Consider the following 21,151-nt stretch of genomic DNA (forward strand, 5'->3'; position numbering starts at 1 on the left):
CTTGGCCGGGTTGCGTGCAATGTGCTTTCGCTCACGTTTCGCTGATGCTGCTTCATGCCATGTTTGCGCCATTGCCGCATTGCACTAGGGTCGTCGAGTGACGCATCAGGACGATGAATCTCATGATCAGAAGCGGTTCCCGCCTTGCCGGTTCGACGAGTGTTGCAATCCTGCTCCTGGCCTCGGGGTTCGGCGCCCGGGCCGAGGACAAGCCGGCCGACCGGGTCGTGCTGGTACCGCACCGGGCGGTCTATGATCTCGTGCTCGACAACAGCAAGGCGGCGAAGAATGTCGAGGCGGCGCGCGGGCGCATCGCCTTCGACTTCACGGGCGATGCCTGCGAGGGCTACGCGCTGTCCTTCCGCCAGGTGACGCAGCTCACCAGCGAGGGCGGGCCGCGCACGATCGATGCGCGCACCACCAGCTTCGAGGCCGGCGACGGCCAGAGCTACCGCTTCAAGACCGAGAGTTCCGCGACCGGTTCGCCGGCCGAGATCGTCGACGGTACTGCGAGCAAGGAAGGCGCGGGCTACGAGATCACGCTCAAGGCGCCGAAGGCCGAGACGCATCGCGAGGCCAAGGACGCGCTCTTCCCGAACGCGCAGATGAAGGGCGTCATCCAGGCGGCGCGCGCCGGGCAGCACACCTACAATGTCCGGCTCTATGACGGCGCCAATAGCGGCAAGGAGGTCTATGACACGCTCTCGGTGATCGGGAAGCGGATCGAGACCCCGCCGACCGAGGAGCCCCTGAAGCGCCCCGAATTCGAGAAGCTGGCGCGCTGGCCGGTCACCATCTCCTATTTCAAGGTCGGCTCCGACCAGGACACGCCGAATTACACGATCTCGTTCGAGCTCTACGAGAACGGCGTCACCGGCGCGGTGAAGATGGACTATGGCAGCTTCGCGCTGCGCGGCACGCTCACGCGTCTGGATCTTCTGCCTCAACAGGCTTGCGCGAAATAGCCGAGGAGGGGCGCTGCGGCGCCCTGAGGCTCAGGCCCCGGCCGATCGCGGCGTCGCCGAACTTGGCGCGCAGCGCATCGAGTGCGCCCTCCATCGCCTTCAGCTTCGGCGTCGCGATATCGGCGAGGTCGCCACGGTCGGCCTCTTCCGGGGCGCTGAAATCGCTGGCGCCGATGCCGATCAGCCGGTAGCGCGGGCCGGTGCATTCGCGCCTCAACAGGTCGCGACCGGCGCCGAACAGCCGTGCGGCGAGTTGCGTCGGCTCCGGCAGGCGGCTGGCTCGCGTGATGATGTGGAAATCGGCGGTCTTGAGCTTCAGGGTGATGGTCCGGCCCGCAAGCTGCTGCGCCTTCAGCCGTTTCGAGGTCTTCTCGCAGAGCCGCCAGAGGATCGGCTCGAGCTCTTCGAAGCTCGAGAGATCGACATCGAGCGTCGTCTCGCTGGAGATGCTCTTGGTCTCGTGGTCCGGCGTCACCTTGCGCTGGTCGATGCCGTTGGCAAGGTCCCTGAGCCGCGGCCCGTCCTTGCCGGCGAGGCGGAACAGCTTCTCGACCGGCGCCTCGCGCAGATCGCCGATCAGCCTGAAGCCCGCCTCGGACAGTTTTGCGGCGCTGACGGCTCCGATGCCGGGGATGAGCGAGATCGGCTTGTCCGCCAGGAAGGCGACGGCCTCGGCCTGGCCGATGATCGAGAAGCCGCGCGGCTTGTCGAGATCGGAGGCGACCTTGGCGAGGAATTTGGCATAGGACAGCCCGACCGAGATGGTGATGCCGATCTCGTCCTCGATCTTCCTGGCAAAGCGCGCCAGCGTCACGGCCGGGCTGGCATGGTGCAGCAGCTGCGTGCCGGTGAGATCGAGGAAAGCCTCGTCGATCGAGAGCGGCTCGACCAGCGGCGTCAGCTCCTGCATCAGCCGGCGGACCTGGCGGCCGACCGCGACATATTTCTGCATGTCGGGCTTGATCACGATCGCATCGGGACAGGCCTTCAGCGCCTTGAACATCGGCATGGCCGAGCGCACGCCATAGGTGCGGGCGATATAGCAGCAGGTCGAGACCACGCCGCGCTTGCCGCCGCCGATGATGACCGGCTTGTCGAGCAAGGACGGGTCGTCGCGCTTCTCGATCGTGGCGTAGAAGGCGTCGCAATCGATATGGGCCAGGCTGAGCGTGTCTCGCTCGGGATGGCTGACCAGCCGTGGCGAGCCGCAGGCGCGGCAGCGCTGTGCCGGCCCGCTTTCGCCGTCATCGTCGGTGAGGCAGTCGCGGCAGAGCGCGCGCCGGCCGAACAGGCGCTGCTGCCGTGATACGCTCACAGGTCATCGCCGGCGGGAGGGCCGGCAAGAGATTCGCGCGCCCGCATCACGATTTCAGGATTCAGGCTTAAATTTCCGGCAAATTCCAGCAGCAGTGATTCGTTGCCGCAAAGATGGTCGAGCACGGCGGCGAGGAAGCCCGGTTCGCTCGCCGCTGCGCGCAACGTGTCGGGCCCGAGCCCGGTTGCGGCCAAAAACGGCTCCAATCGCTCGGGTTCGGCGGCAAGAAAGCCGAGCGCGCGCAGCGCGAGGGTGTCGGGATCGGGGTATGCAGTCGAGCGTGACATGGGCGGCCCAGGCGATAATTCGGTTTGCGTTTCGTCAACAGCTGGCGTGCTAGAGCAGTATACGAAACCGTGGAGCCGGTTCTTCGCAAGAATGCTGCTCCAACATTTGAACGGGAGGCGGCTTCCGATTTCCGACGGCATCGCACGGGATGCCATTCGAAATCATCCGGCGCCCGACATCATCGAACGAGGCTGCCAGCTTGGGAAGCCCGAACCGGCAGCAAGCGTCAGATCGCGGAGGAGGCGGCATGGCGAAGACAGTACTGATCGTCGAGGACAACGAGCTCAACATGAAGCTCTTCAACGATCTGCTCGAAGCGCATGGCTATGCGACGCTGAAGACCGCCGACGGTATCGAGGCGATCGAGCTCGCGCGCACGCATCATCCCGACCTGATCCTGATGGATATCCAGCTGCCCGAAGTTTCGGGCCTGGAGGTCACCAAATGGATCAAGGAGGATGATGCGCTGAAATCGATCCCCGTGATCGCGGTCACCGCCTTCGCGATGAAGGGCGACGAGGAACGGATCCGGGAGGGCGGCTGCGAGGCCTATCTCTCGAAGCCGATCTCGGTAGCCAAATTCCTGGAGACCGTCCGCGCCTATGCCGGCGCAGCCTGAACAGCCGAAAGCCTACCCATGTCCGCGCGCGTCCTGGTCGTCGACGACATCCTGATCAACGTCAAACTGCTCGAAGCGAAGCTGTCGGCCGAGTATTTCGATGTCGTCTCGGCGCTGAACGGGCCCGATGCCCTGGCGATCTGCGAGCGCGGCGAGGCCGATATCGTGCTGCTCGACGTGATGATGCCGGGCATGAACGGGTTCGAGGTCTGCCGCCGTCTGAAGAGCGGCCCAACCACGGCGCATATCCCGGTGGTGATGGTGACGGCGCTCGACCAGCCGAGCGACCGGCTCAAGGGGCTCGATGCCGGCGCCGACGATTTCCTGACCAAGCCACTCGACGACACCGCGCTTTTCGCCCGGGTGCGCAGCCTTGTGCGGCTGAAATCGGTGACCGACGAATTGCGTAATCGCGCGCTCGCCTCACGCCGGCTCGGCATTGCCGATCCGCTGGCGGCGGCGGCGTCCGAGACCGGGTTGAACGGCAAGATCCTGCTGATCGAGGATCGGCCATCAGCCTGCGAGCGGCTGTCGAGCGCGCTGTCGGCCTTCCATTCGGTCGAGGCCGAGGCCGATCCGCATCAGGCTTTGGTCAAGGCGGCCGAGGGCGACTATGAGGCCGTGCTCGTCAGCCTCGACCTGCAGGACCATGACGGGCTCAGGCTGTGCAGCCAGCTGCGCTCGCTGGAGCGCACGCGCGACGTGCCTGTGCTGATGCTGGGCGAAGCCGAAGACCGGGCCCGCATCCTGCGCGGCCTCGAGATCGGTGCGCATGATTTCCTCGTCAGGCCGGTCGACCGCAACGAGTTGCTCGCCCGCGTGCGCACGCAGGTGCGCCGCAAGCGCTTCACCGAGAAGCTGCGCGACAGCGTGCAGTCCTCGATGGAAATGGCCGTGATGGACCAACTCACCGGCCTGCATAACCGGCGCTACCTCGACACGCGCATGGCGGCTCTATTCGAGGAATCCGTGCTGCGGGCGCGCTCGCTGGCACTGCTCGTGCTCGATGTCGATCGCTTCAAGCGGGTCAATGACAGCTGGGGCCATGATGCCGGAGACGAGGTGCTGCGAGAATTCGCCGACCGCGTCCGGGCCTGCACGCGCGGGATCGATCTCGTGGCGCGCATGGGCGGGGAGGAGGTCGTGGTCGTGCTGCCCGACACCACGCTCGAAGCCGCCCACGCGGTTGCCGAGCGCATCCGCGAACGGGTCGAGGCCGAGCCGTTCGGCATCCACCGCAACACGCGCTCGATCTCGGTGACGGTCTCGATCGGTGTCGCCAGCCGCCGTGCCGGCGATGCCTATCCGGCGGAGATGGCCAAGCGCGCGGATGACGCGCTCTACCGGGCCAAGGAGAGCGGACGCAATCGCGTCATCGTCGCCAGCGCGGCTTAAAGCCAGCCACCGACACCCATGGCGGGTGGCTGAAGGCTCACGATGCGGGCGAAGTCACCTTCGCCAAGATCGATGTCGAAGGCTTCGGGCGCGAGGTGATGGAAGGGCTGACAGCTTTATCTCGAATCGGCGTCCGGTCATCGTCATCGAATGGCTGAGCGATGCGGATTTCCCTATTTCAGCGCCTTGCTTTGGCGGCATCATTACCTGAATTAGCTCATCAGTTCTTGCGATGATGGGCGGTGGTAGCAAGTGGGGCCAGCATTCGCTGGCCGCGGCTGGAATCATATTCTTGTGCCGATCGAAAAGAACGCTCAGATCGTGCTCTCATGCCGCAGCTTTTTGTGATCCCTAGCCATCTAACCGCGCCTTACCCTTGGTTACGCGGTAAGGTTAAATTTGGATGAATAATGGTGAATCAGTCCGATTCGATTGATTTCGCCGGGCGGGCTTGTAGGGTCGTTTCCAACGCAGCCCGCAAAAAGTGGGGCTGCCCTAAACGCCCCTCGGGTGCTCAGGTCCGCCGCATCTCCTGGGAAACCGAAGGGCTCGGCCGGTCGGCTTTGGGAATTCTGGCCTCATCAGACCCGGAGTCGGCCGGCCACCCTTTTTCCTTCTCTCGCATTGTCGCGCTGCCGGCCGCTCCCCGGGATGCGGGCTGGAGCGTTTTCGAGCCAAGCGGGCACCGGTTCGCGTGAAGGCAATGCGATAAAACACAAGCCTGGAGAATTTTCGCGATTCGAAGAAACGCGGAATGCTCTTCGGACGCGCTCAGAAGTAGCGCGAGAGCCAGGCCGGCACGGCATAGCCGAGCACGGCGAAGCCGGCGAGCAGGCCTAGCAGCAGCAAGCCCGACTTGATGCGATGCAAGGGGAAGCGCGACGAGTCGAGTTCGACCAGCAGCTTCAGGAAGCCGCGCAACGGACCTTGCGGCGGGGTGCGAGCCCCGGATTCTCTGTCGCCGTTCACACGGCACTCCTTATGTCACAGCCCATGAAGATGGGATCGGCAATCCGGATCCGCCAGTAGGGCAGGCGGTCATGTCCTGCTGCTTTTTTTGGCGCCAGTCCCCATTCGAATCACCAGGTCGGAGCGGACGAAAGGCGTCCACTTGGAACCATGTGCTAAATCCTTGGTTTAGAATCAGTTTGGAGTACCGGGCCGAGGCGGCCTCGTTCTCCGGCTGTCACACGCGCCGCGCGACTTCGGCCCCACGGCGAATGCCCTCCTGATCCGAATTTCGGCAGGCTCATGCTGCAATGCAACATAATCGCGCACCCGTAATCGCGGATCATGATATCCTGATGACGATTCGCATTCGTGCGACAGCGAATGCGAAGAAGCTGGCCTGGCATCCTCAACCGTGGAGCGACTCATGCGTATCATCGCATTTGCGCTCTGCCTGGCGACCATCCCGCTCGGCGGAGGGCCTGTCTACGCGCATAGTTGGTACCCGTATGATTGCTGCAGCGACCGCGACTGTTGGCCGATGGGGCTCGACAGCGACGCGCGCGAACCGGATCCGAGCATCGTTCCGGGCGGCTATCTGACTTACGATGGCGTTTTCGTGCCGGAGAGCTCGACACGCGCCTCGCTGGACGGGCGCTATCACATCTGCCGACGAGGCGGCACCTTGACCGGCACAGTGATCGCGCCGGCGCAGAAGCCGTTCTGCCTGTTCGTGCCGAAGCCGGCCTATTAGCGCATCGGCCCGAAAAGTGGATTGCGGTTTTCGGAAAAGCCGATGCGAAGACAAGTAGCTGGATCATCGGCCTGGAGACGATATCCGCTCCGATGATCCAGCCGCTGGCTGCGGGAACAGAAACGCCGCCCGGCAAGGGGCGGCGTAGCGACCTTGACCTGAGGCAGGACAGGGTCGGATGAGGTTCGGGATGGTCCCGGCGTCAATACCACATGGTCCGGCATACGCGCACGCGACGGCCCCAGCGGTTTCGCCGCCAGCCGCAGACAGTGCGCCTGCGTCGACGACGATACTGGCTGTATTCGAGCGGCATGCCGTCCGGCAATGTCAGGGCTTCGCTCCTCGCGAGCGGGCCCTCTGCCTTCGCGGGCGTGCCTTCTACCGGGGCAAGAGCCGCCGCTTCGGCCCTGCCGGCGATTGCTGCGGCTGTGGAGCCTGCTGAAAGGGCAAACAGGCCCAGCAGGAATGACCGACGTTCCATAGAGTGTTCCTCCTGTGCGTTTCGGTCGACACAGGGTAGGGGGCCGGATTCCCAAGGCCAAGCAGGCTAGGCGCGGGCGACGGTTGCTTTCGTAGAGTTGCCGTAGAAGCAAAAGTATCGTCGCGCAGCATCGGCGCCGTGACTTCCGAACGCGCGTGGGAGCCATAGAGAATAAAGGTCCAGCACTGCTTTCGTCCGGGTGCCGGTGAATTGGCAATGTCCTGGGCGAGCGCCGGCGCGCGAGCGCGCCGATCGTTCTGGCACGGGCTATCCTGCTGTCCCGCACCATTCATTCAAACAAAAAAGCCGCCCGGTCGGAGCGGCTTTCGCAGCAGCAAGGAGCAAGCTAAGCCCGGAGGCTCACTTGATCTTGGTTTCCTTGAACTCGACGTGCTTGCGCGCAATCGGGTCGTACTTCTTCTTCGACATCTTTTCCGTCATCGTGCGGGAGTTCTTCTTCGTCACGTAGAAGAAGCCGGTATCCGCTGTCGACAGCAGCTTGATCTTGATGGTCACGGCCTTGGCCATGGGTTGATCCTCGAGCCTTGGGGCCGCGCTTGAGGCCCTAAAAACAAAACGGCCGGGCAGACCCGGCAAACCGATCCGCGGGAAATGCCGCAAGAGGGCGGCGAAGTCAAGGATTAATGGTCCCCGAAACCGGACTATTCGGTTGGTTCAATGCCAGCGGGCCGCGGCGGCGATCGAGTGGGGGCGCCGGAGCCGGGTCGCTGACGGAAAGCCCGCGAGGGCCGCAGTCATCATCCCAAGGAGCCATTTTGTCGGAAATAGCGTCTTGAGGGGTGCAGGCGGGCGTTGGCGGCTCAGAGCTCTTCGCGAACGAAGCTGCCATTCTTCTCCCAGAAATACGGCACGGGCAGGTGCCGGCCGAAGCCGGCCTCCAGGCGGGCGTCGACCTCCTTGAGGATCGCCTTGGTGATGGTCGGCAGGTCGAGCTGCATGGCCTCGTCGAAATCGACCCAGACCAGTTCGATCAACTCCGAATCGGGGCCGATGACGCCTTCGACCTTGGCCGCGACCGCGTCGTGCTCGATCGCGAAGAAGCGGGTGTCGAAGCGCTTGGGCCGGCGTGGCGGCGTCACCGCGCGGGCGACAAAGGTCAGGGCGCCGAGATCGGGGAAGACGCCCTGGCCGGCGAATTCGCTCCAGCTTCCCGGCGGCGGGCTTTCCGGCGCGCCGAACTCGGTCGAGCCGAAGGCGAGGCCGGTTTCCTCAAAGGTCTCACGGATGGCGGCGAGCGCCAGCGCGCGCGCCTTGCCGGGGCTGGAACGCGGGCTGCGGGCGATCAGCCGATCCTCGCAGATCTGGCTGAGCACGCCGGTCGCGGCCATGCGCCGGTCGGTCGGGTCGATGCGGCCGCCCGGGAAGACGAACTTGCCCGGCATGAATTTGTGGCCGAGATGGCGCTTGCCCATCAGCACGCGCGGCTTCGAGCCGCTGCGGTCGAGAATCAGCATGGTCGCAGCATCGAGCGGGCGCAGGTTGACCGCGACGCGGCTGCGCTCGGCCTGGGTGAGCATGACGGCATTGTCGTTCACGGACATGATCCTGCTGTGAGCCAGTCAGAAAGCCGCGCCGGCGCGACCGGCGAGATCTCAGACAGGTTCAGAATTGCCCGGCTGGCGCTCGGGCTGGTCAGGCGTGCCGCTAAATCCGTGCATGCGCAAGGCCCATTGCAGGCCGATCACCCCGCCCTTGACCGGCTGCATCAGCGCGAGCGCAAGGATGATGGTGAGCGGCACCCAAATGACCATGTGCAGCCAGAGCGGCCAATTGGCGTATTTTTCCGCGAGGACGAGGCCGCCGACGACGATATGGCCGACGATGGTGATGACGATATAGGGCGGCAGATCATCGGCGCGTTGATGGTAGAGCGCCTCGCCGCAGGATTCGCAGATATCGACCGGCTTCAGGAAGGCGCGGAACAACCGGCCCCGGCCGCAGGCCGGGCAGCGGCAGCGCAGGCCGCGGCCGATGGCCGAACGCCATTCGCGCTCGGCCGGCCGGCCGACAGTGTGATGAAATTGAACCGACATTACCGCCTCTTGCCGGGCTTCGCCTTGCCGAAGGGGGCTGCCGCCCGGGCGCGGCCAGACAATGGCGCCCGCGGCGCGCGTTTGCCAAAGCGGCTCGATGTCACACGCCTTCCTTCCGAGAGCAGCTCGAAGCGCAGGGCGCCGGCGACGGGAGCGGCCTCGACCAGCTTGACATGGACGCGGTCGCCAAGGCGCCAGCTCTCGCCGCTGCGCTCGCCGATCAGCGCATGGGCCGCCTCGTCGAAACGATAATAATCGGCACCGAGAGTCGAGGCCGGGATGAAGCCGTCGGCGCCGGTATCGTCGAGCTTCACGAACAAGCCGGCGCGGTTCACGCCACCGATGCGGCCGTCGAAGCTCGCGCCGATCTGGTCGGCAAGGAAATGCGCGATCAGCCGGTCAGTGGTCTCGCGCTCGGCCGCCATGGCGCGGCGCTCGGCCGCGGAGATGCGGGTCGAGACCTCGCGGAGCTCCGCGAGCGTGGTCGATTTCGGCAGGCCGCCATCGCCGAGCTTCAGCGCGGCGATCAGCCCGCGATGCACGACGAGATCGGCATAACGGCGGATCGGCGAGGTGAAATGGGCGTAGCGGCGCAGGTTCAGGCCGAAATGCCCGTAATTCTCAGCGACATACTCGGCCTGGGCCTGGGTGCGCAGGATGACCTCGTTGAGGAAGAGCTCGTTCTCCGAGCCCTTGATCATCGCCAGGATGCGGTTGAACAGCACTGGCCGGAGCGCGCCCTCCTTGGGCAGCTTGATGCCGACCGAGGCCAGCACCTCGCCGAGCGCGCGCATCTTCTCGAGCGAAGGCTCGTCATGGCAGCGATAGATCAGCACGCTGCCGGCCTTCTCCAGCGTCTCGGCGGCGGCGACATTGGCGAGGATCATGAATTCCTCGATCAGCCGGTGCGCGGCGAGGCGCTGCGGCGTGATCACGCGCTCGACCTTGCCCTCGGGGCTGAGCACGAGCTTGCGCTCGGGCAGGTCGAGGTCAAGTGGCTGGCGGGCGTCTCGGGCGCGCGCCGCGATGCCATAGGCCGCCCAGAGCGGCATCAGAATGCTTTCGCGGATCGGGCCGGTGACGTCATCCGGCTTGCCGTCGATGGCGGCCTGCGCCTGCTGGTAGGAGAGCTTGGCGGCCGAGCGCATCAGGATGCGGTGGAAGGAATGGCTCTTCTTCGAACCGTCGGCCTTGAGGACGAGGCGAACCGCGAGAGCCGGCCTGTCCTCGCCGCCGCGCAGCGAGCAAAGGTCGTTCGAGATGCGCTCCGGCAGCATCGGCACGACGCGGTCGGGGAAATAGACCGAGTTGCCGCGCTCCAGCGCCTCGCGATCAAGCGCCGAGCCGGGGAGGACATAGGAGGCGACATCGGCAATGGCGACGGTGACGACGAAGCCGCCCTCATTGCCGGGGTCGTCATCCGGCGCGGCATGGACCGCATCGTCATGGTCCTTGGCGTCGGCCGGATCGATCGTGATCAGCGGCAGCTCGCGCCAGTCCTCGCGGCCGGCGGCCGTTGCTGGGCGCGCCGCCTCCGCCTCGGCGATGGTCGCCGGGCTGAACTCGTTGGGGATGCCATGGGCGTGGATGGCGATCAGCGAGACAGCGCGCTCGGACTTCAACGAGCCCAACCGCTCGCGCACCCGCGCCTCGGGCGGGCCGAAGCGGCTTTCGCGCCGGAGCGAGACCGAGACCAGGTCGCCGTCCTGGGCCTCGCCGGTCAGGCCTTTCGGAATCAGCGCCTCGCGGCCTTGCGCCTTCTTGTCGATCGGCACGAGCCGGCCGGAGCCGTCGGGCAGGGCGCGGAAGATGCCGAGCACCTGCGCCTTGCCCTTGCCCATGATCTTGAGCACACGGCCGGAATAGGCGTAACCGTCGACGCCCTTGAGGCGCGTCAGCTTGAGCAGGGCCTGGTCGCCGACGCCCGGGGCCGGCGCAGCCGCCTTGAAGGTGCGGCGGCCCTCGCGCGGCCGCTCGATCAGGATTTTCGGCGCCGCGCCCTGGTCGGCCTCGTCCCATTCAAGCGGTTGGGCCAGGAGGTCGCCGTCGCGGTCACGCGCCTTGATCTCGCAAAGCATGACCGGGGGCAGAGCGCCGCGCGGATGGACCGGGCGCTCCTTGCCGTCGCCGCTGATCGCCCCTTCCTCGTCGAGCTCCTTGAGCAGGCGCTTCAGCCAGATCTTGCCGCCGGCCGAGAGGCCGAAGGCCTTGGCGATCTCGCGCCGGCCGGTCTCGCGGCCTGCGGCTCGTTCGGATTCGATGAAGTCGAGGATGGCCTCGCGGCTCGGTTCAGGCGCGGCGTGAGGCGGCACGGCCGAGGCTCCGACAGCGAGAGAGAATGAGGTTCAACACTGCGCTTATGTGGCATGCCCGGCGGGCCGGCGCCAGCCGGCAGGCCGCATTGCGGTTGCCCAAAAGGAGAAGGGCCGTCCTTGCGGACAGCCCTTCCATTGTCGACCGCAGCCCAGCGAACCGGGCTTTAAGGTGCGAAAACTCACGCGGAACAAGACCCCCACAGGGAATGAGTCCAGGTCCGCCCGCCTTGCACCAGCGGTTGATGACAATGAGACACTGGATCACCTCCTTTCAGTTGTTACCGACAAGATGAAGGCTAGGGCGATTCTTCCGGGTTCGTAAATGGCTAATTTTCATGATCCTCCGGGAATGCTGAGCACTGAGTAAATCTTTGGCGCGGGTAGTATCGAGCCAACCTGCGATTATGCCTGCTGAAAGGGTGTCTGCGCAAATTATAGGCAAAGATTCTGCCTGCCAAATAATCAGGCGCCGATCTGGCGCAGCATGATTGCGCACAATCGCGCCTGAACCGCACGAAATGTCGACCAAAGCCGCCAAACGAGGCAGTTTTGCAGGTGCGAAAAGCCGCATCGCGATGTTGGCACGTGGCTTGCGAACCTTGCGCCATGGGTCGCAGGGCCCGTCGGTGTTCGAGGGGAGCGCCGTCAAACAGATCCTTCCGGGGGAAAAATCCGTGAACAGCACTCGTCGCGTTATTCTCGGCGCCGCCTTGGCCGGCGCCACTTTCCTGGGGTCCTTCCTGCCAGCGGCGGCGCAGGAGACGATCAAGGTCGGCATCCTCCATTCGCTCTCGGGCACGATGGCCATTTCCGAGACGACGTTGAAGGACGTCATGCTCATGCTTATCGAGGAGCAGAACAAGAAAGGCGGTCTGCTCGGCAAGAAGCTCGAGGCCGTCGTCGTCGATCCCGCTTCGAACTGGCCGCTCTTCGCCGAGAAGGCCCGCGAGCTCATCGCCAAGGACAAGGTCTCGGCCGTGTTCGGCTGCTGGACCTCGGTGTCGCGCAAGTCGGTCCTGCCGGTCTTCAAGGAGCTGAACTCGATCCTGTTCTACCCCGTTCAGTACGAGGGCGAGGAGAGCGAGCGTAACGTGTTCTATACCGGCGCCGCCCCGAACCAGCAGGCGATTCCGGCCGTCGACTATCTCGCCAAGGAAGAGAAGGTCGAGCGCTGGGTGCTCGCCGGCACCGACTACGTCTATCCGCGCACGACCAACAAGATCCTCGAGGCCTATCTCAAGTCCAAGGGCGTGAAGTCCGAGGACATCATGATCAACTATACGCCCTTCGGCCATTCCGACTGGCAGACCATCGTCTCCGACATCAAGAAATTCGGCTCGGCCGGCAAGAAGACCGCCGTGGTCTCGACCATCAACGGCGACGCCAACGTGCCGTTCTACAAGGAGCTCGGCAACCAGGGCATCAAGGCGACTGACATCCCGGTCGTGGCTTTCTCCGTGGGTGAGGAAGAGCTCGCCGGCATCGACACCAAGCCGCTGCTCGGCCATCTCGCCGCCTGGAACTATTTCCAGTCGATCAAGACCCCCGAGAACGACGCCTTCATCAAGCAGTGGCAGGCCTTCACCAAGAATCCCAAGCGCGTCACCAATGACCCGATGGAAGCCCATGTCATTGGCTTCAACATGTGGGTGAAGGCTGTCGAGAAGGCCAAGACCACCGATCCGGACGCCGTCATCGCTGCTTTGCCGGGCACCGAGGCTCCGAACCTGACCGGCGGCGTCTCGAAGATGCTGCCGAACCACCACATCACCAAGCCGGTCTTCATCGGCGAGATCAAGCCGGACGGGCAGTTCGACGTGGTCTGGAAGACCGACGGCCTCGTCCCCGGCGACGCCTGGTCGAAGGAGCTCGACGGCTCCAAGGACCTGGTCGGCGACTGGGTCGAGAAGAAGTGCGGCAACTTCAACGTCAAGACCGGCAAGTGCGGCGGCGCATGAGGTCATGAGGGGGAAGGGCGGCACGGGCTGATAAAACACCCGGCCGCCCTTCATTTTCTGCCGCTACCCAGAATTCCCATAAGTGAGCCCTCATCCCGAGGAGCGATCGCGGATCGCATCCCGAAGGATGGTCCAGAGCGCGCTGGAGGCGTCCTTCGAGAGGCCGTTGCGCGGCTCCTGAGGTCGAGGCTGAGGGGCTGCCCCAAGATCGCCAGATGAGAAGCGAGCCGATGCCCATCCTTTCCCGCCTCTTGCGCGCGTTGACGGTTGCGGTCGCCCTGCTGCTGGCGCCCTCCGCCTTCGCGCAGGGCGCCGACGAGGCCTTCACGCGCCTCGGTGCCGACAGTTTCTCCGACACCTCCCGGGCCATCGACATGCTGGCGACAAGCGGCCATCCGCAGGCGGTCGCGATCATCGAAGCGCTTGGCGATGGCAGGCTGCTCGCCGGCGGCGGAGCGGTGGTGATCAAGACCACGGACGGCAAGCTGATCGACGGCAAGACGGGGCAGCCGCTCGCGGCCGAGCCGGCCGGCGTCAAGCCGGTCCGCCTCAACAACAGCGTCAGGCGTACCGTGCAGGCGGCGCTCGGCGGGCTCGGCCTGCTCAACCCCGACACGGCCAAGCGCATCGCTGCCGCGGAGGCCGTGTTCAAGTCTCGCGATGTCGCGGCCCTGCCGGTGCTTGAGACCGCGATCGGCAAGGAGACCGACGCCAAGGCCAAGGCGGCTTTGCGCCAGGCGCAGGCCGCGATCCTGATCGTCAAGACCGACGCGCCGCCCTTCGACCGGCTCGCCGCCGTCGACGTGCTGCGCGAGCGCGGCGACCAGGAGGCGCTGGCGACCCTGCGCTCGCTGCCGGGCGACGCTTCGCCGTCGCTCAAGGATGCGCAGGCGCGCGCCGTCACCGCGATCGAGAACAATCTCGCCCTTTGGCGCGCCGGGCAGAACCTCTGGTACGGGCTCTCGCTCGGCTCGGTTCTTCTGCTCGCCGCGATCGGCCTCGCCATCACCTTCGGCGTGATGGGCGTTATCAACATGGCCCATGGCGAGATGGTCATGCTCGGCGCATACACCACCTTCGTGGTGCAGGAGCTGATCCGCACCAATGCGCCCGGGCTGTTCGACTATTCGCTGGCGATCGCGGTGCCCGCCGCCTTCATCGTCGCGGGCGCAGTCGGCGTCGCGATCGAGCGCGGCGTGATCCGCTTCCTCTATGGGCGCCCGCTGGAGACGCTGCTCGCGACCTGGGGCATCAGCCTGATCCTGCAGCAGGCGGTGCGCACCGCGTTCGGGCCCACCAACCGCGAGGTCGGCGCGCCGGCCTTCATGTCCGGCGCCTTCGAGCTGGGCGGACTCGCCATCACCTGGAACCGGCTCTGGATCATCGTCTTCACAGCGATGGTCTTCGCCGCCCTGCTGGCGATCCTGAAGCTCACCCCGATGGGCCTGCAGATGCGGGCCGTCACCCAGAACCGGCGCATGGCCTCGGCCATGGGCATCCGCACCGGCCGCATCGACGCGCTGACCTTCGGGCTCGGCTCGGGCGTGGCCGGGCTTGCCGGCGTCGCGCTCTCGCAGATCGACAATGTCAGCCCCAATCTCGGCCAGAGCTACATCATCGACAGTTTCATGGTCGTGGTCTTCGGCGGGGTCGGCAATCTCTGGGGCACGCTGATCAGCGCCATGACGCTCGGTGTCGCCAACAAGTTCCTCGAACCCTATGCGGGCGCCGTGCTCGGCAAGATCGCGCTGCTCGTCTTCATCATCCTGTTCATCCAGAAGCGCCCGCGCGGCCTGTTCGCGCTCAAGGGCAGGGCGGTGGAAGCATGATCACCCGCTTCCTGATCTCCGGTCTCGACAAGCGCGGCCTGATCTTCCTCGCGATCCTGGCCGGGCTCGCCGTGCTGGTGCCGCTGGCGAACCTGCTGATTCCACCGGGCTCGCCGTTCCATATCCCGACCTCGACGATGTCGCTCTGGGGCAAGTATCTCTGCTACGCCCTGCTCGCGCTCTCGCTCGATCTGGTCTGGGGCTATTGCGGCATCCTCTCGCTTGGCCATGGCGCGTTCTTCGCGCTCGGCGGCTACGCGATGGGCATGTATCTGATGCGCCAGATCGGCTCGCGCGGCGTCTACGGTAATCCGATCCTGCCCGATTTCATGGTCTTCCTGAACTGGAGCGAGCTGCCCTGGTACTGGTATGGCTTCTCGTCCTTCCCCTTCGCCATGCTGATGGTGCTGCTGGTTCCCGGCCTGCTCGCCTTCGTCTTCGGCTGGTTCGCCTTCCGCTCGCGCGTCACCGGCGTCTATCTCTCGATCATCACCCAGGCGCTGACCTATGCGCTGCTGCTCGCCTTCTTCCGCAACGACATGGGCTTCGGCGGCAATAACGGCCTGACCGATTTCAAGGACATCCTGGGCTTCAACGTGCAGGCGCAGACGACGCGCGCGGCGCTCTTCGCCATGACCTGCGTGATGCTGATCGCCGGCTTCCTGATCGCGCGCGGCATCGTCGATTCCAAGCTCGGCAAGGTGGTGATCGCGATCCGCGACGCGGAATCGCGGACGCGCTTCCTCGGCTACCGGGTCGATCGCTTCAAGCTCTTCGTCTTCACCGTCTCGGCCTGCATGGCCGGTGTCGCCGGCGCGCTCTACGTGCCGCAGGTCGGCATCATCAACCCCAGCGAATTCGCCCCTGCGAACTCGATCGAGACCGTGATCTGGGTCGCGGTCGGCGGCCGCGGCACGCTCGTCGGCGCGGCTTTGGGTGCGGTCGTCGTCAACTATGCCAAGACGATCTTCACCTCCGGCTTCATGGCGCCCTACTGGCTCTTCGCGCTGGGGGCGCTCTTCGTCCTCGTCACGCTGTTCCTGCCCAAGGGCATCCTGGGAACGGCGCAGGACCTTTGGGCCAAGCGCAGGAAGCCCGAGCCAGCGGCGCCTGTCGCCGAGCCGGCCGCGGCGGAGTGAGACCATGAGCCAGCCAGCCAACCAGAGCCCCGTGTTGACCTCCTCGCTGCTCTATCTCGACGGCGTCAGCGTCTCATTCGACGGGTTCAAGGCCATTCGCGGCCTGTCGCTGACCATCGAGCCCGGCGAGATGCGCGCGATCATCGGCCCCAACGGCGCCGGCAAGACGACGATGATGGATATCATCACCGGCAAGACCAAGCCGGACGAGGGCGTGGTCATGTTCGGCGGCTCGGTCGACCTGACCCGGCTCGACGAGGCGGCGATCGCCAATCTCGGCATTGGCCGCAAGTTCCAGAAGCCGACCGTGTTCGATTTCCACACGATCGAGGACAACATCCTGCTGGCGCTGAAATCGCAGCGCACGGTGGCGAAGACGCTGTTCTGGAAGACCGAGACGCCGCAGCAGAAGCGCATCGACGAGATCCTCGGCATCATCAAGCTCGGAGATGCCCGCAACCGGCTCGCCGGTTCGCTCTCGCATGGCCAGAAGCAGTGGCTCGAGATCGGCATGCTGCTGGCGCAGGATCCGAAGCTTCTTCTCGTCGACGAGCCCGCCGCGGGCATGACCGATGGCGAGACGGCCGAGACCGCGGTGCTGCTCAAGGAGATCGCCAGGGATCATTCGGTCATCGTGGTCGAGCACGACATGGGCTTCATCCGCGAGCTCGGCGTGAAGGTCACGGTGCTGCACGAGGGCTCGGTGCTGGCCGAGGGCCCGCTCGACCAGGTCAGCGCCAATGAGCGCGTGGTCGAAGTGTATCTGGGGCGGTGATGGCGATGATGTTTGTCGGTCACGTCCCCGTCATTGCGAGCGCGGCGAAGCAATCCAGGGGGATTGTCTCGACCGCCTTCGCCCTGCGGCCCCTTGATTGCTTCGTCGCCGGCGCTCCTCGCCATGACGGGAAGGGCAGCGCCCCGATGGCGGGAAGGTTCCTCGCATGCTGAATGTCGAAGCCATCGACCTGCATTACGGCGCCGCCCAGGCGCTCCGGCGCGTCTCGATCACCGCCGAGATCGGCAAGGTGACCTGCGTCATGGGCCGCAACGGCGTCGGCAAGACCACGCTGATGCGCGCCATCGTCGGCCAGCAGCCGATCAGCGGTGGCCGGATCCGTTTCGAGGGGGAGGACATCTCCTCGCTGCGCACCGAGGACCGCGCGCGCGCCGGCATCGGCTTCGTGCCGCAGGGCCGCGAGGTCTTTCCGCTCCTGACCGTCAAGGAGAACCTGGAGACCGGCTTTGCGCCACTGCCGCGCAAGGAGCGCTACATCCAGGACGAACTCTTCAACCTGTTCCCCGTGCTGAAATCCATGCTGGGCCGGCGCGGCGGAGACCTCTCGGGTGGCCAGCAACAGCAACTCGCTATTGCGCGAGCGCTGGTCACCCGACCCAAATTGCTGGTTCTCGACGAGCCGACCGAGGGCATCCAGCCCTCGATCATCAAGGATATCGGCCGCGCCATCGACTATCTGCGCCAGCGCGGCGACATGGCGATCGTACTGGTCGAGCAATATTTCGACTTCGCCCGCGAGCTCGCCGACACGATGTTCGTGATGGATCGCGGCGAGGTCGTGCTGTCCGGGCCGATGGCCGAGCTGGACGGGGCCCAGGTTCAGAGATTGATTCAGGTCTGATCCGTAGGGCGTTGCGCTCGAATCGCTTTTCGTCCTGCGCGTTCGGGCGTCGCGCTCGAGCCTGACCCGCGCATCTCGTGACGGAGAGGCCGGGGAGGCTCATCCAGTGCGAGATTCCGGGTCTGCGCTACGCTGCGCCCGAGCACGACGGCCGCCCGTCAAAAATCCAGCGGCGCGTTGTCGATGACCTCCTTCATCACGAAGAAGGTACGGGTCTGGCGTACGCCGGGCAGTCTCAGCAGCTTCTCGGCATGGAGCTTGTTGAAGTCGGCGAGATCGCGCACGCGGATCTTGAGGAAATAGTCGAAGTCGCCGGCGACGACATGGCAATCGAGCACGACCGGCAGCGCCTTAACCGCGTCCTCGAAGGCCCCGAAGCTCTCCGGTGTCGAGCGATCGAGCACGACGCCGACGATGGCGAGCGTGCCCTTCTCGACCCGCTGCGGCGCGACCAGTGCCCGCACGCCGGTGAGGTAACCCTCGGCGAACAGGCGCTGAGTCCGGCGATGGCAGGTCGCCGCGCTTGTATTCACGCGCTTGGCGATCTCCGCGTTGCCGAGACGGCCATCGGCCTGCAGCAAGCGCAGGATCTTGAGGTCGGTGCGGTCGAGATTCTCCTGCATGAAAGATTCTTCCATTTTTGCGGCCATGGATTGCTCCAGGAATAACTGTTGGTGCGCCGTACTGGAAGATAGGGAGAAATTGGCCCCTCATTTCGAAAGCACCTCTCACTGCCGATTTGCTAGCGTTTCCCTGTCATTTCACAGGGGAAACGGGCACCATGCTCAGCAAGTTCAAGCGCTATCCATTGACCTTCGGTCCGACGCCGATCGAGAAATTGTCGCGGCTTTCGGCCCATCTCGGCGGGATGGTCGAGCTCTTCGCCAAGCGCGAGGATTGCAATTCCGGCCTCGCCTTCGGCGGCAACAAGCTGCGCAAGCTCGAATATATCGTCCCCGATGCGATTGAGAGCGGGGCGGACACGCTCGTCTCGATCGGCGGCGTGCAGTCGAACCATACCCGCATGGTCGCAGCGACGGCGGCCAAGATCGGCATGAAGTGCCGGCTCGTGCAGGAGAGCTGGGTGCCGCACGAGGATGCGGTCTATGACCGGGTCGGCAACATCCTGCTGTCGCGGGTGATGGGCGCAGACGTGCAACTCGTCGACGAGGGCTTCGACATCGGCATTCGGGCGAGCTGGGAAAACGCGCTCGCCGATGTGAAGGCGAAGGGCGGCAAGCCCTATGCGATCCCGGCCGGCGCCTCCGTGCACAAATATGGCGGGCTCGGCTATGTCGGCTTCGCCGAGGAGGTGAGGGCGCAGGAGGCCGAGCTCGGCTTCAGGTTCGATTATATCGTCGTCTGCACGGTGACGGGCTCGACCCATGCCGGCATGGTCGTCGGCTTCGCCCAGGACGGTCGCCAGCGCAAGGTCATCGGCATCGACGCCTCGGCGACGCCGGCCCAGACCAAGGCACAGGTGCTCGACATCGCGCAGAAGACGTCGGCGCTCGTCGGCGGCAAGGACATTACGGGTGAGGATATCGTCCTCAACGAGGACTATGCCTACCCGGTCTATGGCGTGCCCTCGCAGGAGACACTTCAAGCGATCAGGCTCTCGGCCCGGCTCGAAGGCATGATGACCGACCCTGTCTACGAGGGGAAATCCATGCAGGGCATGATCGACCTCGTGAAGAAGGGCTTCTTCCCGGCCGGCTCGAAAGTGCTCTACGCCCATCTCGGCGGCGTGCCGGCGATCAACGGCTACAGCTACACCTTCCGCAATGGCTGACGCGTCATGGAGGCGGTCATCCTGTGCGAGTTCGACAGCCGGGAGGCGGGGCTCCGCGCCGATCTCCTCGGCCGGTTCTCGGTCCATGCGCTCAGGGGCGAGGGCAGGCTCGGCTTCGTCGCGGTCGAGCCCACTGGGCACGGCGATGCCGCGTCCGAGGTCGTGACCTTCGCGTTCACGCGGATGGATAGGGCGCGGGCGGCATTGCGGGGCTGGCGCAGCGATCCCGGCTTTCCGATGGCGGTGCGGACGCGGCTGATGCGGATCGAGCCGATCTGGTCGCTCGAGCCGTTGCCGCTGATGTTCCCGTGAGGCGACGCTCAGCCGTGCAGGGCCAAGCCCTTGACGATCTTGTCGATCTCCTTGCGCTCGGCATGGAGACCCAGGCCAACCAGATCGAGCGCCTCGGTCGGCACGGCGGCGACGGCGGCGCGGTTGTCGACGTCGTTGCCGGTGGCGAATAGCTCGCTGGTATAGAGATGGGCACGCACGCCGCGCCCCTGGGCGCGGCCGAGCACCTGCATGAGTTGCTCACCGCTGGCGGCGAAGACGAGGACCGGCTGACGGATCAGCGGGCCGTAGTAACGCCCCGATCCGTCGCGATAGGTTTCGCCGGCGATGTCCGGTGCGGCGCCGACGAGGCCTCCCGCCAGGAAGCTCGCGACATTGAGTTTCTGCCAGGTCGCGAGATTCTCGCGCACCACGATGGCGATCTTGGTATCGTAACGCATGGATTCAGTGCTAGCCGAAGCCGGAAAGGCGCGTCTTGAACGATCGTGCGGACCGTCGCAGGGCGACTGGATGCGCATGGGCTCGGGCTGCGACGGCATCGAGCGGATGGAAGCCTTCTTCCAGGGCTATGCCTATGATCCGCACCGGCACGACACCTATGCCTTCGGCCTGACGCTGTCGGGCGTGCAGAGCTTCGACTATCGCGGGCAGAGGCGCGACAGCCTCAGCGGCCACGCGATCGTGCTGCATCCGGACGAGGTTCATAACGGCCGCTCCGGCATTCCCGAAGGCTTCGGCTATCGCATGCTCTATGTGGAGCCACGGCTGGTCCGCGCCGCGATGGGTGGGCGCGGCCGGGCGCTGCCCTTTATCTCCACCGCGGTCTCGCAGGATCCGCGGCTCGTCGGGGCGGTGGCGCATGCGATTCGTGATCTCGATGCGCCGCTTGATGCATTCGCGGCCGAGGACCTGCTGCTGCCCCTGGCCGATGCGTTGCTCGCGCTCGACCCTTCGGCAGCGGGGCAGGCCGGGAGGCTGATCGACCTCGCGGCGGTGGACCGTGCCCGCCGGCATCTCGATGCGCATGTCGAGACGATCGTCGATTCCGGCGAGCTGGAAGCCGTCACCGGCCTTGACCGCTTCGCTCTCGCGCGGCAGTTCCGCGCCGCCTACGGCACCAGCCCCTATAACTATCTCGTGATGCGGCGGCTGCAGCGGGCGCGGCAATTGCTGCTGCAGGACGTGCCGCTGGCAGAGGCAGCCATCGATTGCGGCTTTGCCGACCAGAGCCATTTCACGCGGCAATTCCGCCGTGCCTACGGTGTCACGCCCGGGCGCTGGCGTGCCTTGCAGGCCGCAAGCCGCGCCCGGCCATGACGCAAGCCGGCTTGCTCCATCCTGCGCCGCCATGCATGAAGCATCTCCGAAGCC

The 21,151-nt window shown here is 65.4% G+C and carries 21 protein-coding genes; 12 read left to right on the top strand and 9 right to left on the bottom strand.

Annotated features, from left to right (window positions below; genetic code table 11):
* Positions 1–122 precede the first annotated feature (122 nt).
* Positions 123–965, top strand: coding sequence for a cell envelope integrity EipB family protein (locus EV560_RS28725; protein WP_165923698.1), 843 nt, complete (start codon positions 123–125; stop codon positions 963–965).
* Here the strand turns inward: EV560_RS28725 and EV560_RS28730 are convergent.
* Both EV560_RS28730 and EV560_RS28735 read right to left on the bottom strand, forming a co-directional pair.
* On the bottom strand, positions 922–2,280 hold the full coding sequence (locus EV560_RS28730) for a DNA polymerase IV (protein ID WP_248312245.1): 1,359 nt from the start codon (positions 2,278–2,280) through the stop codon (positions 922–924). The genes EV560_RS28725 and EV560_RS28730 overlap by 44 nt on opposite strands.
* Positions 2,277–2,567, bottom strand: a complete 291-nt coding sequence (locus EV560_RS28735) for a DUF3572 domain-containing protein (protein ID WP_131859277.1) — start codon at positions 2,565–2,567, stop codon at positions 2,277–2,279. The genes EV560_RS28730 and EV560_RS28735 overlap by 4 nt, the downstream gene beginning before the upstream one ends.
* A gap of 248 nt (positions 2,568–2,815) precedes the next feature.
* On the opposite strand from EV560_RS28735, the gene EV560_RS28740 reads away from it, so the two are divergent.
* On the top strand, positions 2,816–3,187 hold the full coding sequence (locus tag EV560_RS28740; RefSeq protein ID WP_131859278.1) for a response regulator: 372 nt from the start codon (positions 2,816–2,818) through the stop codon (positions 3,185–3,187).
* An 18-nt stretch (positions 3,188–3,205) separates the two neighbouring features.
* Positions 3,206–4,582, top strand: a complete 1,377-nt coding sequence (locus EV560_RS28745) for a PleD family two-component system response regulator (protein WP_131859279.1) — start codon at positions 3,206–3,208, stop codon at positions 4,580–4,582.
* A gap of 771 nt (positions 4,583–5,353) precedes the next feature.
* On the opposite strand, the gene EV560_RS28750 is transcribed toward EV560_RS28745, so the two are convergent.
* Positions 5,354–5,551 carry a hypothetical protein gene (locus tag EV560_RS28750; protein WP_131859280.1) on the bottom strand — a complete coding sequence of 66 codons (198 nt, stop codon included), beginning with the start codon at positions 5,549–5,551 and terminating at the stop codon, positions 5,354–5,356.
* Between the two features lie 406 nt (positions 5,552–5,957).
* On the opposite strand from EV560_RS28750, the gene EV560_RS28755 reads away from it, so the two are divergent.
* Positions 5,958–6,284, top strand: coding sequence for a hypothetical protein (locus EV560_RS28755; protein WP_248312246.1), 327 nt, complete (start codon positions 5,958–5,960; stop codon positions 6,282–6,284).
* An 841-nt stretch (positions 6,285–7,125) separates the two neighbouring features.
* Here EV560_RS28755 and rpmG read toward each other — a convergent pair.
* The 4 genes from rpmG to rnr form a co-directional block, all read right to left on the bottom strand.
* Positions 7,126–7,293: a 50S ribosomal protein L33 gene (gene rpmG, locus EV560_RS28765; RefSeq protein ID WP_066716495.1), complete on the bottom strand. Its 168-nt coding sequence runs from the start codon at positions 7,291–7,293 to the stop codon at positions 7,126–7,128.
* Between the two features lie 293 nt (positions 7,294–7,586).
* Complete coding sequence (locus EV560_RS28770) at positions 7,587–8,327, bottom strand: NUDIX hydrolase (RefSeq protein ID WP_465247046.1); 741 nt, start codon at positions 8,325–8,327, stop codon at positions 7,587–7,589.
* 51 nt (positions 8,328–8,378) lie between these two features.
* On the bottom strand, positions 8,379–8,819 hold the full coding sequence (locus tag EV560_RS28775; RefSeq protein WP_131859282.1) for a DUF983 domain-containing protein: 441 nt from the start codon (positions 8,817–8,819) through the stop codon (positions 8,379–8,381).
* Positions 8,819–11,131 (bottom strand): ribonuclease R, encoded by a 2,313-nt coding sequence (rnr, locus tag EV560_RS28780; RefSeq protein WP_131859283.1) that lies wholly within the window; start codon positions 11,129–11,131, stop codon positions 8,819–8,821. Before rnr ends, EV560_RS28775 begins: the two co-directional genes overlap by 1 nt.
* A 677-nt stretch (positions 11,132–11,808) precedes the next feature.
* Between rnr and urtA the strand changes: the two genes are divergently transcribed.
* The 5 genes from urtA (at position 11,809) to urtE (ending at position 17,697) form a co-directional block, all read left to right on the top strand.
* Positions 11,809–13,092, top strand: coding sequence for an urea ABC transporter substrate-binding protein (urtA, locus tag EV560_RS28785; protein WP_465247047.1), 1,284 nt, complete (start codon positions 11,809–11,811; stop codon positions 13,090–13,092).
* Positions 13,093–13,322: 230 nt separating this feature from the next.
* Positions 13,323–14,921 (top strand): urea ABC transporter permease subunit UrtB, encoded by a 1,599-nt coding sequence (urtB, locus tag EV560_RS28790; RefSeq protein ID WP_131859284.1) that lies wholly within the window; start codon positions 13,323–13,325, stop codon positions 14,919–14,921.
* Positions 14,918–16,060, top strand: coding sequence for an urea ABC transporter permease subunit UrtC (gene urtC, locus EV560_RS28795; RefSeq protein ID WP_131859285.1), 1,143 nt, complete (start codon positions 14,918–14,920; stop codon positions 16,058–16,060). The genes urtB and urtC overlap by 4 nt, the downstream gene beginning before the upstream one ends.
* 4 nt (positions 16,061–16,064) lie before the next feature.
* Positions 16,065–16,835, top strand: coding sequence for an urea ABC transporter ATP-binding protein UrtD (gene urtD, locus EV560_RS28800; protein ID WP_131859286.1), 771 nt, complete (start codon positions 16,065–16,067; stop codon positions 16,833–16,835).
* A gap of 166 nt (positions 16,836–17,001) precedes the next feature.
* A complete protein-coding gene (urtE, locus tag EV560_RS28805) occupies positions 17,002–17,697 on the top strand; it encodes an urea ABC transporter ATP-binding subunit UrtE (RefSeq protein ID WP_131859287.1) in 696 nt (231 codons plus the stop codon).
* 158 nt (positions 17,698–17,855) lie between these two features.
* Here urtE and EV560_RS28810 read toward each other — a convergent pair whose 3' ends face one another.
* Positions 17,856–18,320 carry an Lrp/AsnC family transcriptional regulator gene (locus tag EV560_RS28810; protein ID WP_131859288.1) on the bottom strand — a complete coding sequence of 155 codons (465 nt, stop codon included), beginning with the start codon at positions 18,318–18,320 and terminating at the stop codon, positions 17,856–17,858.
* Positions 18,321–18,478: 158 nt separating this feature from the next.
* Here EV560_RS28810 and EV560_RS28815 point away from each other — a divergent pair, with 158 nt between their 5' ends.
* Both EV560_RS28815 and EV560_RS28820 read left to right on the top strand, forming a co-directional pair.
* On the top strand, positions 18,479–19,489 hold the full coding sequence (locus EV560_RS28815; RefSeq protein ID WP_131859289.1) for a 1-aminocyclopropane-1-carboxylate deaminase: 1,011 nt from the start codon (positions 18,479–18,481) through the stop codon (positions 19,487–19,489).
* Between the two features lie 6 nt (positions 19,490–19,495).
* Entirely contained in the window at positions 19,496–19,801 is a 306-nt protein-coding gene (locus EV560_RS28820; protein WP_131859290.1) for a hypothetical protein, read from the top strand.
* A gap of 8 nt (positions 19,802–19,809) precedes the next feature.
* Here the strand turns inward: EV560_RS28820 and EV560_RS28825 are convergent, their stop codons facing one another.
* Positions 19,810–20,220 carry a DUF2000 domain-containing protein gene (locus tag EV560_RS28825; protein ID WP_131859291.1) on the bottom strand — a complete coding sequence of 137 codons (411 nt, stop codon included), beginning with the start codon at positions 20,218–20,220 and terminating at the stop codon, positions 19,810–19,812.
* 70 nt (positions 20,221–20,290) lie between these two features.
* On the opposite strand from EV560_RS28825, the gene EV560_RS28830 reads away from it, so the two are divergent.
* Positions 20,291–21,097, top strand: a complete 807-nt coding sequence (locus tag EV560_RS28830; RefSeq protein WP_248312248.1) for a helix-turn-helix domain-containing protein — start codon at positions 20,291–20,293, stop codon at positions 21,095–21,097.
* Positions 21,098–21,151 lie beyond the last annotated feature (54 nt).

Source organism: Allobosea sp. BK604, assembly GCF_004341515.1.
In the GTDB taxonomy this organism is placed as follows: Bacteria; Pseudomonadota; Alphaproteobacteria; order Rhizobiales; family Beijerinckiaceae; genus Allobosea.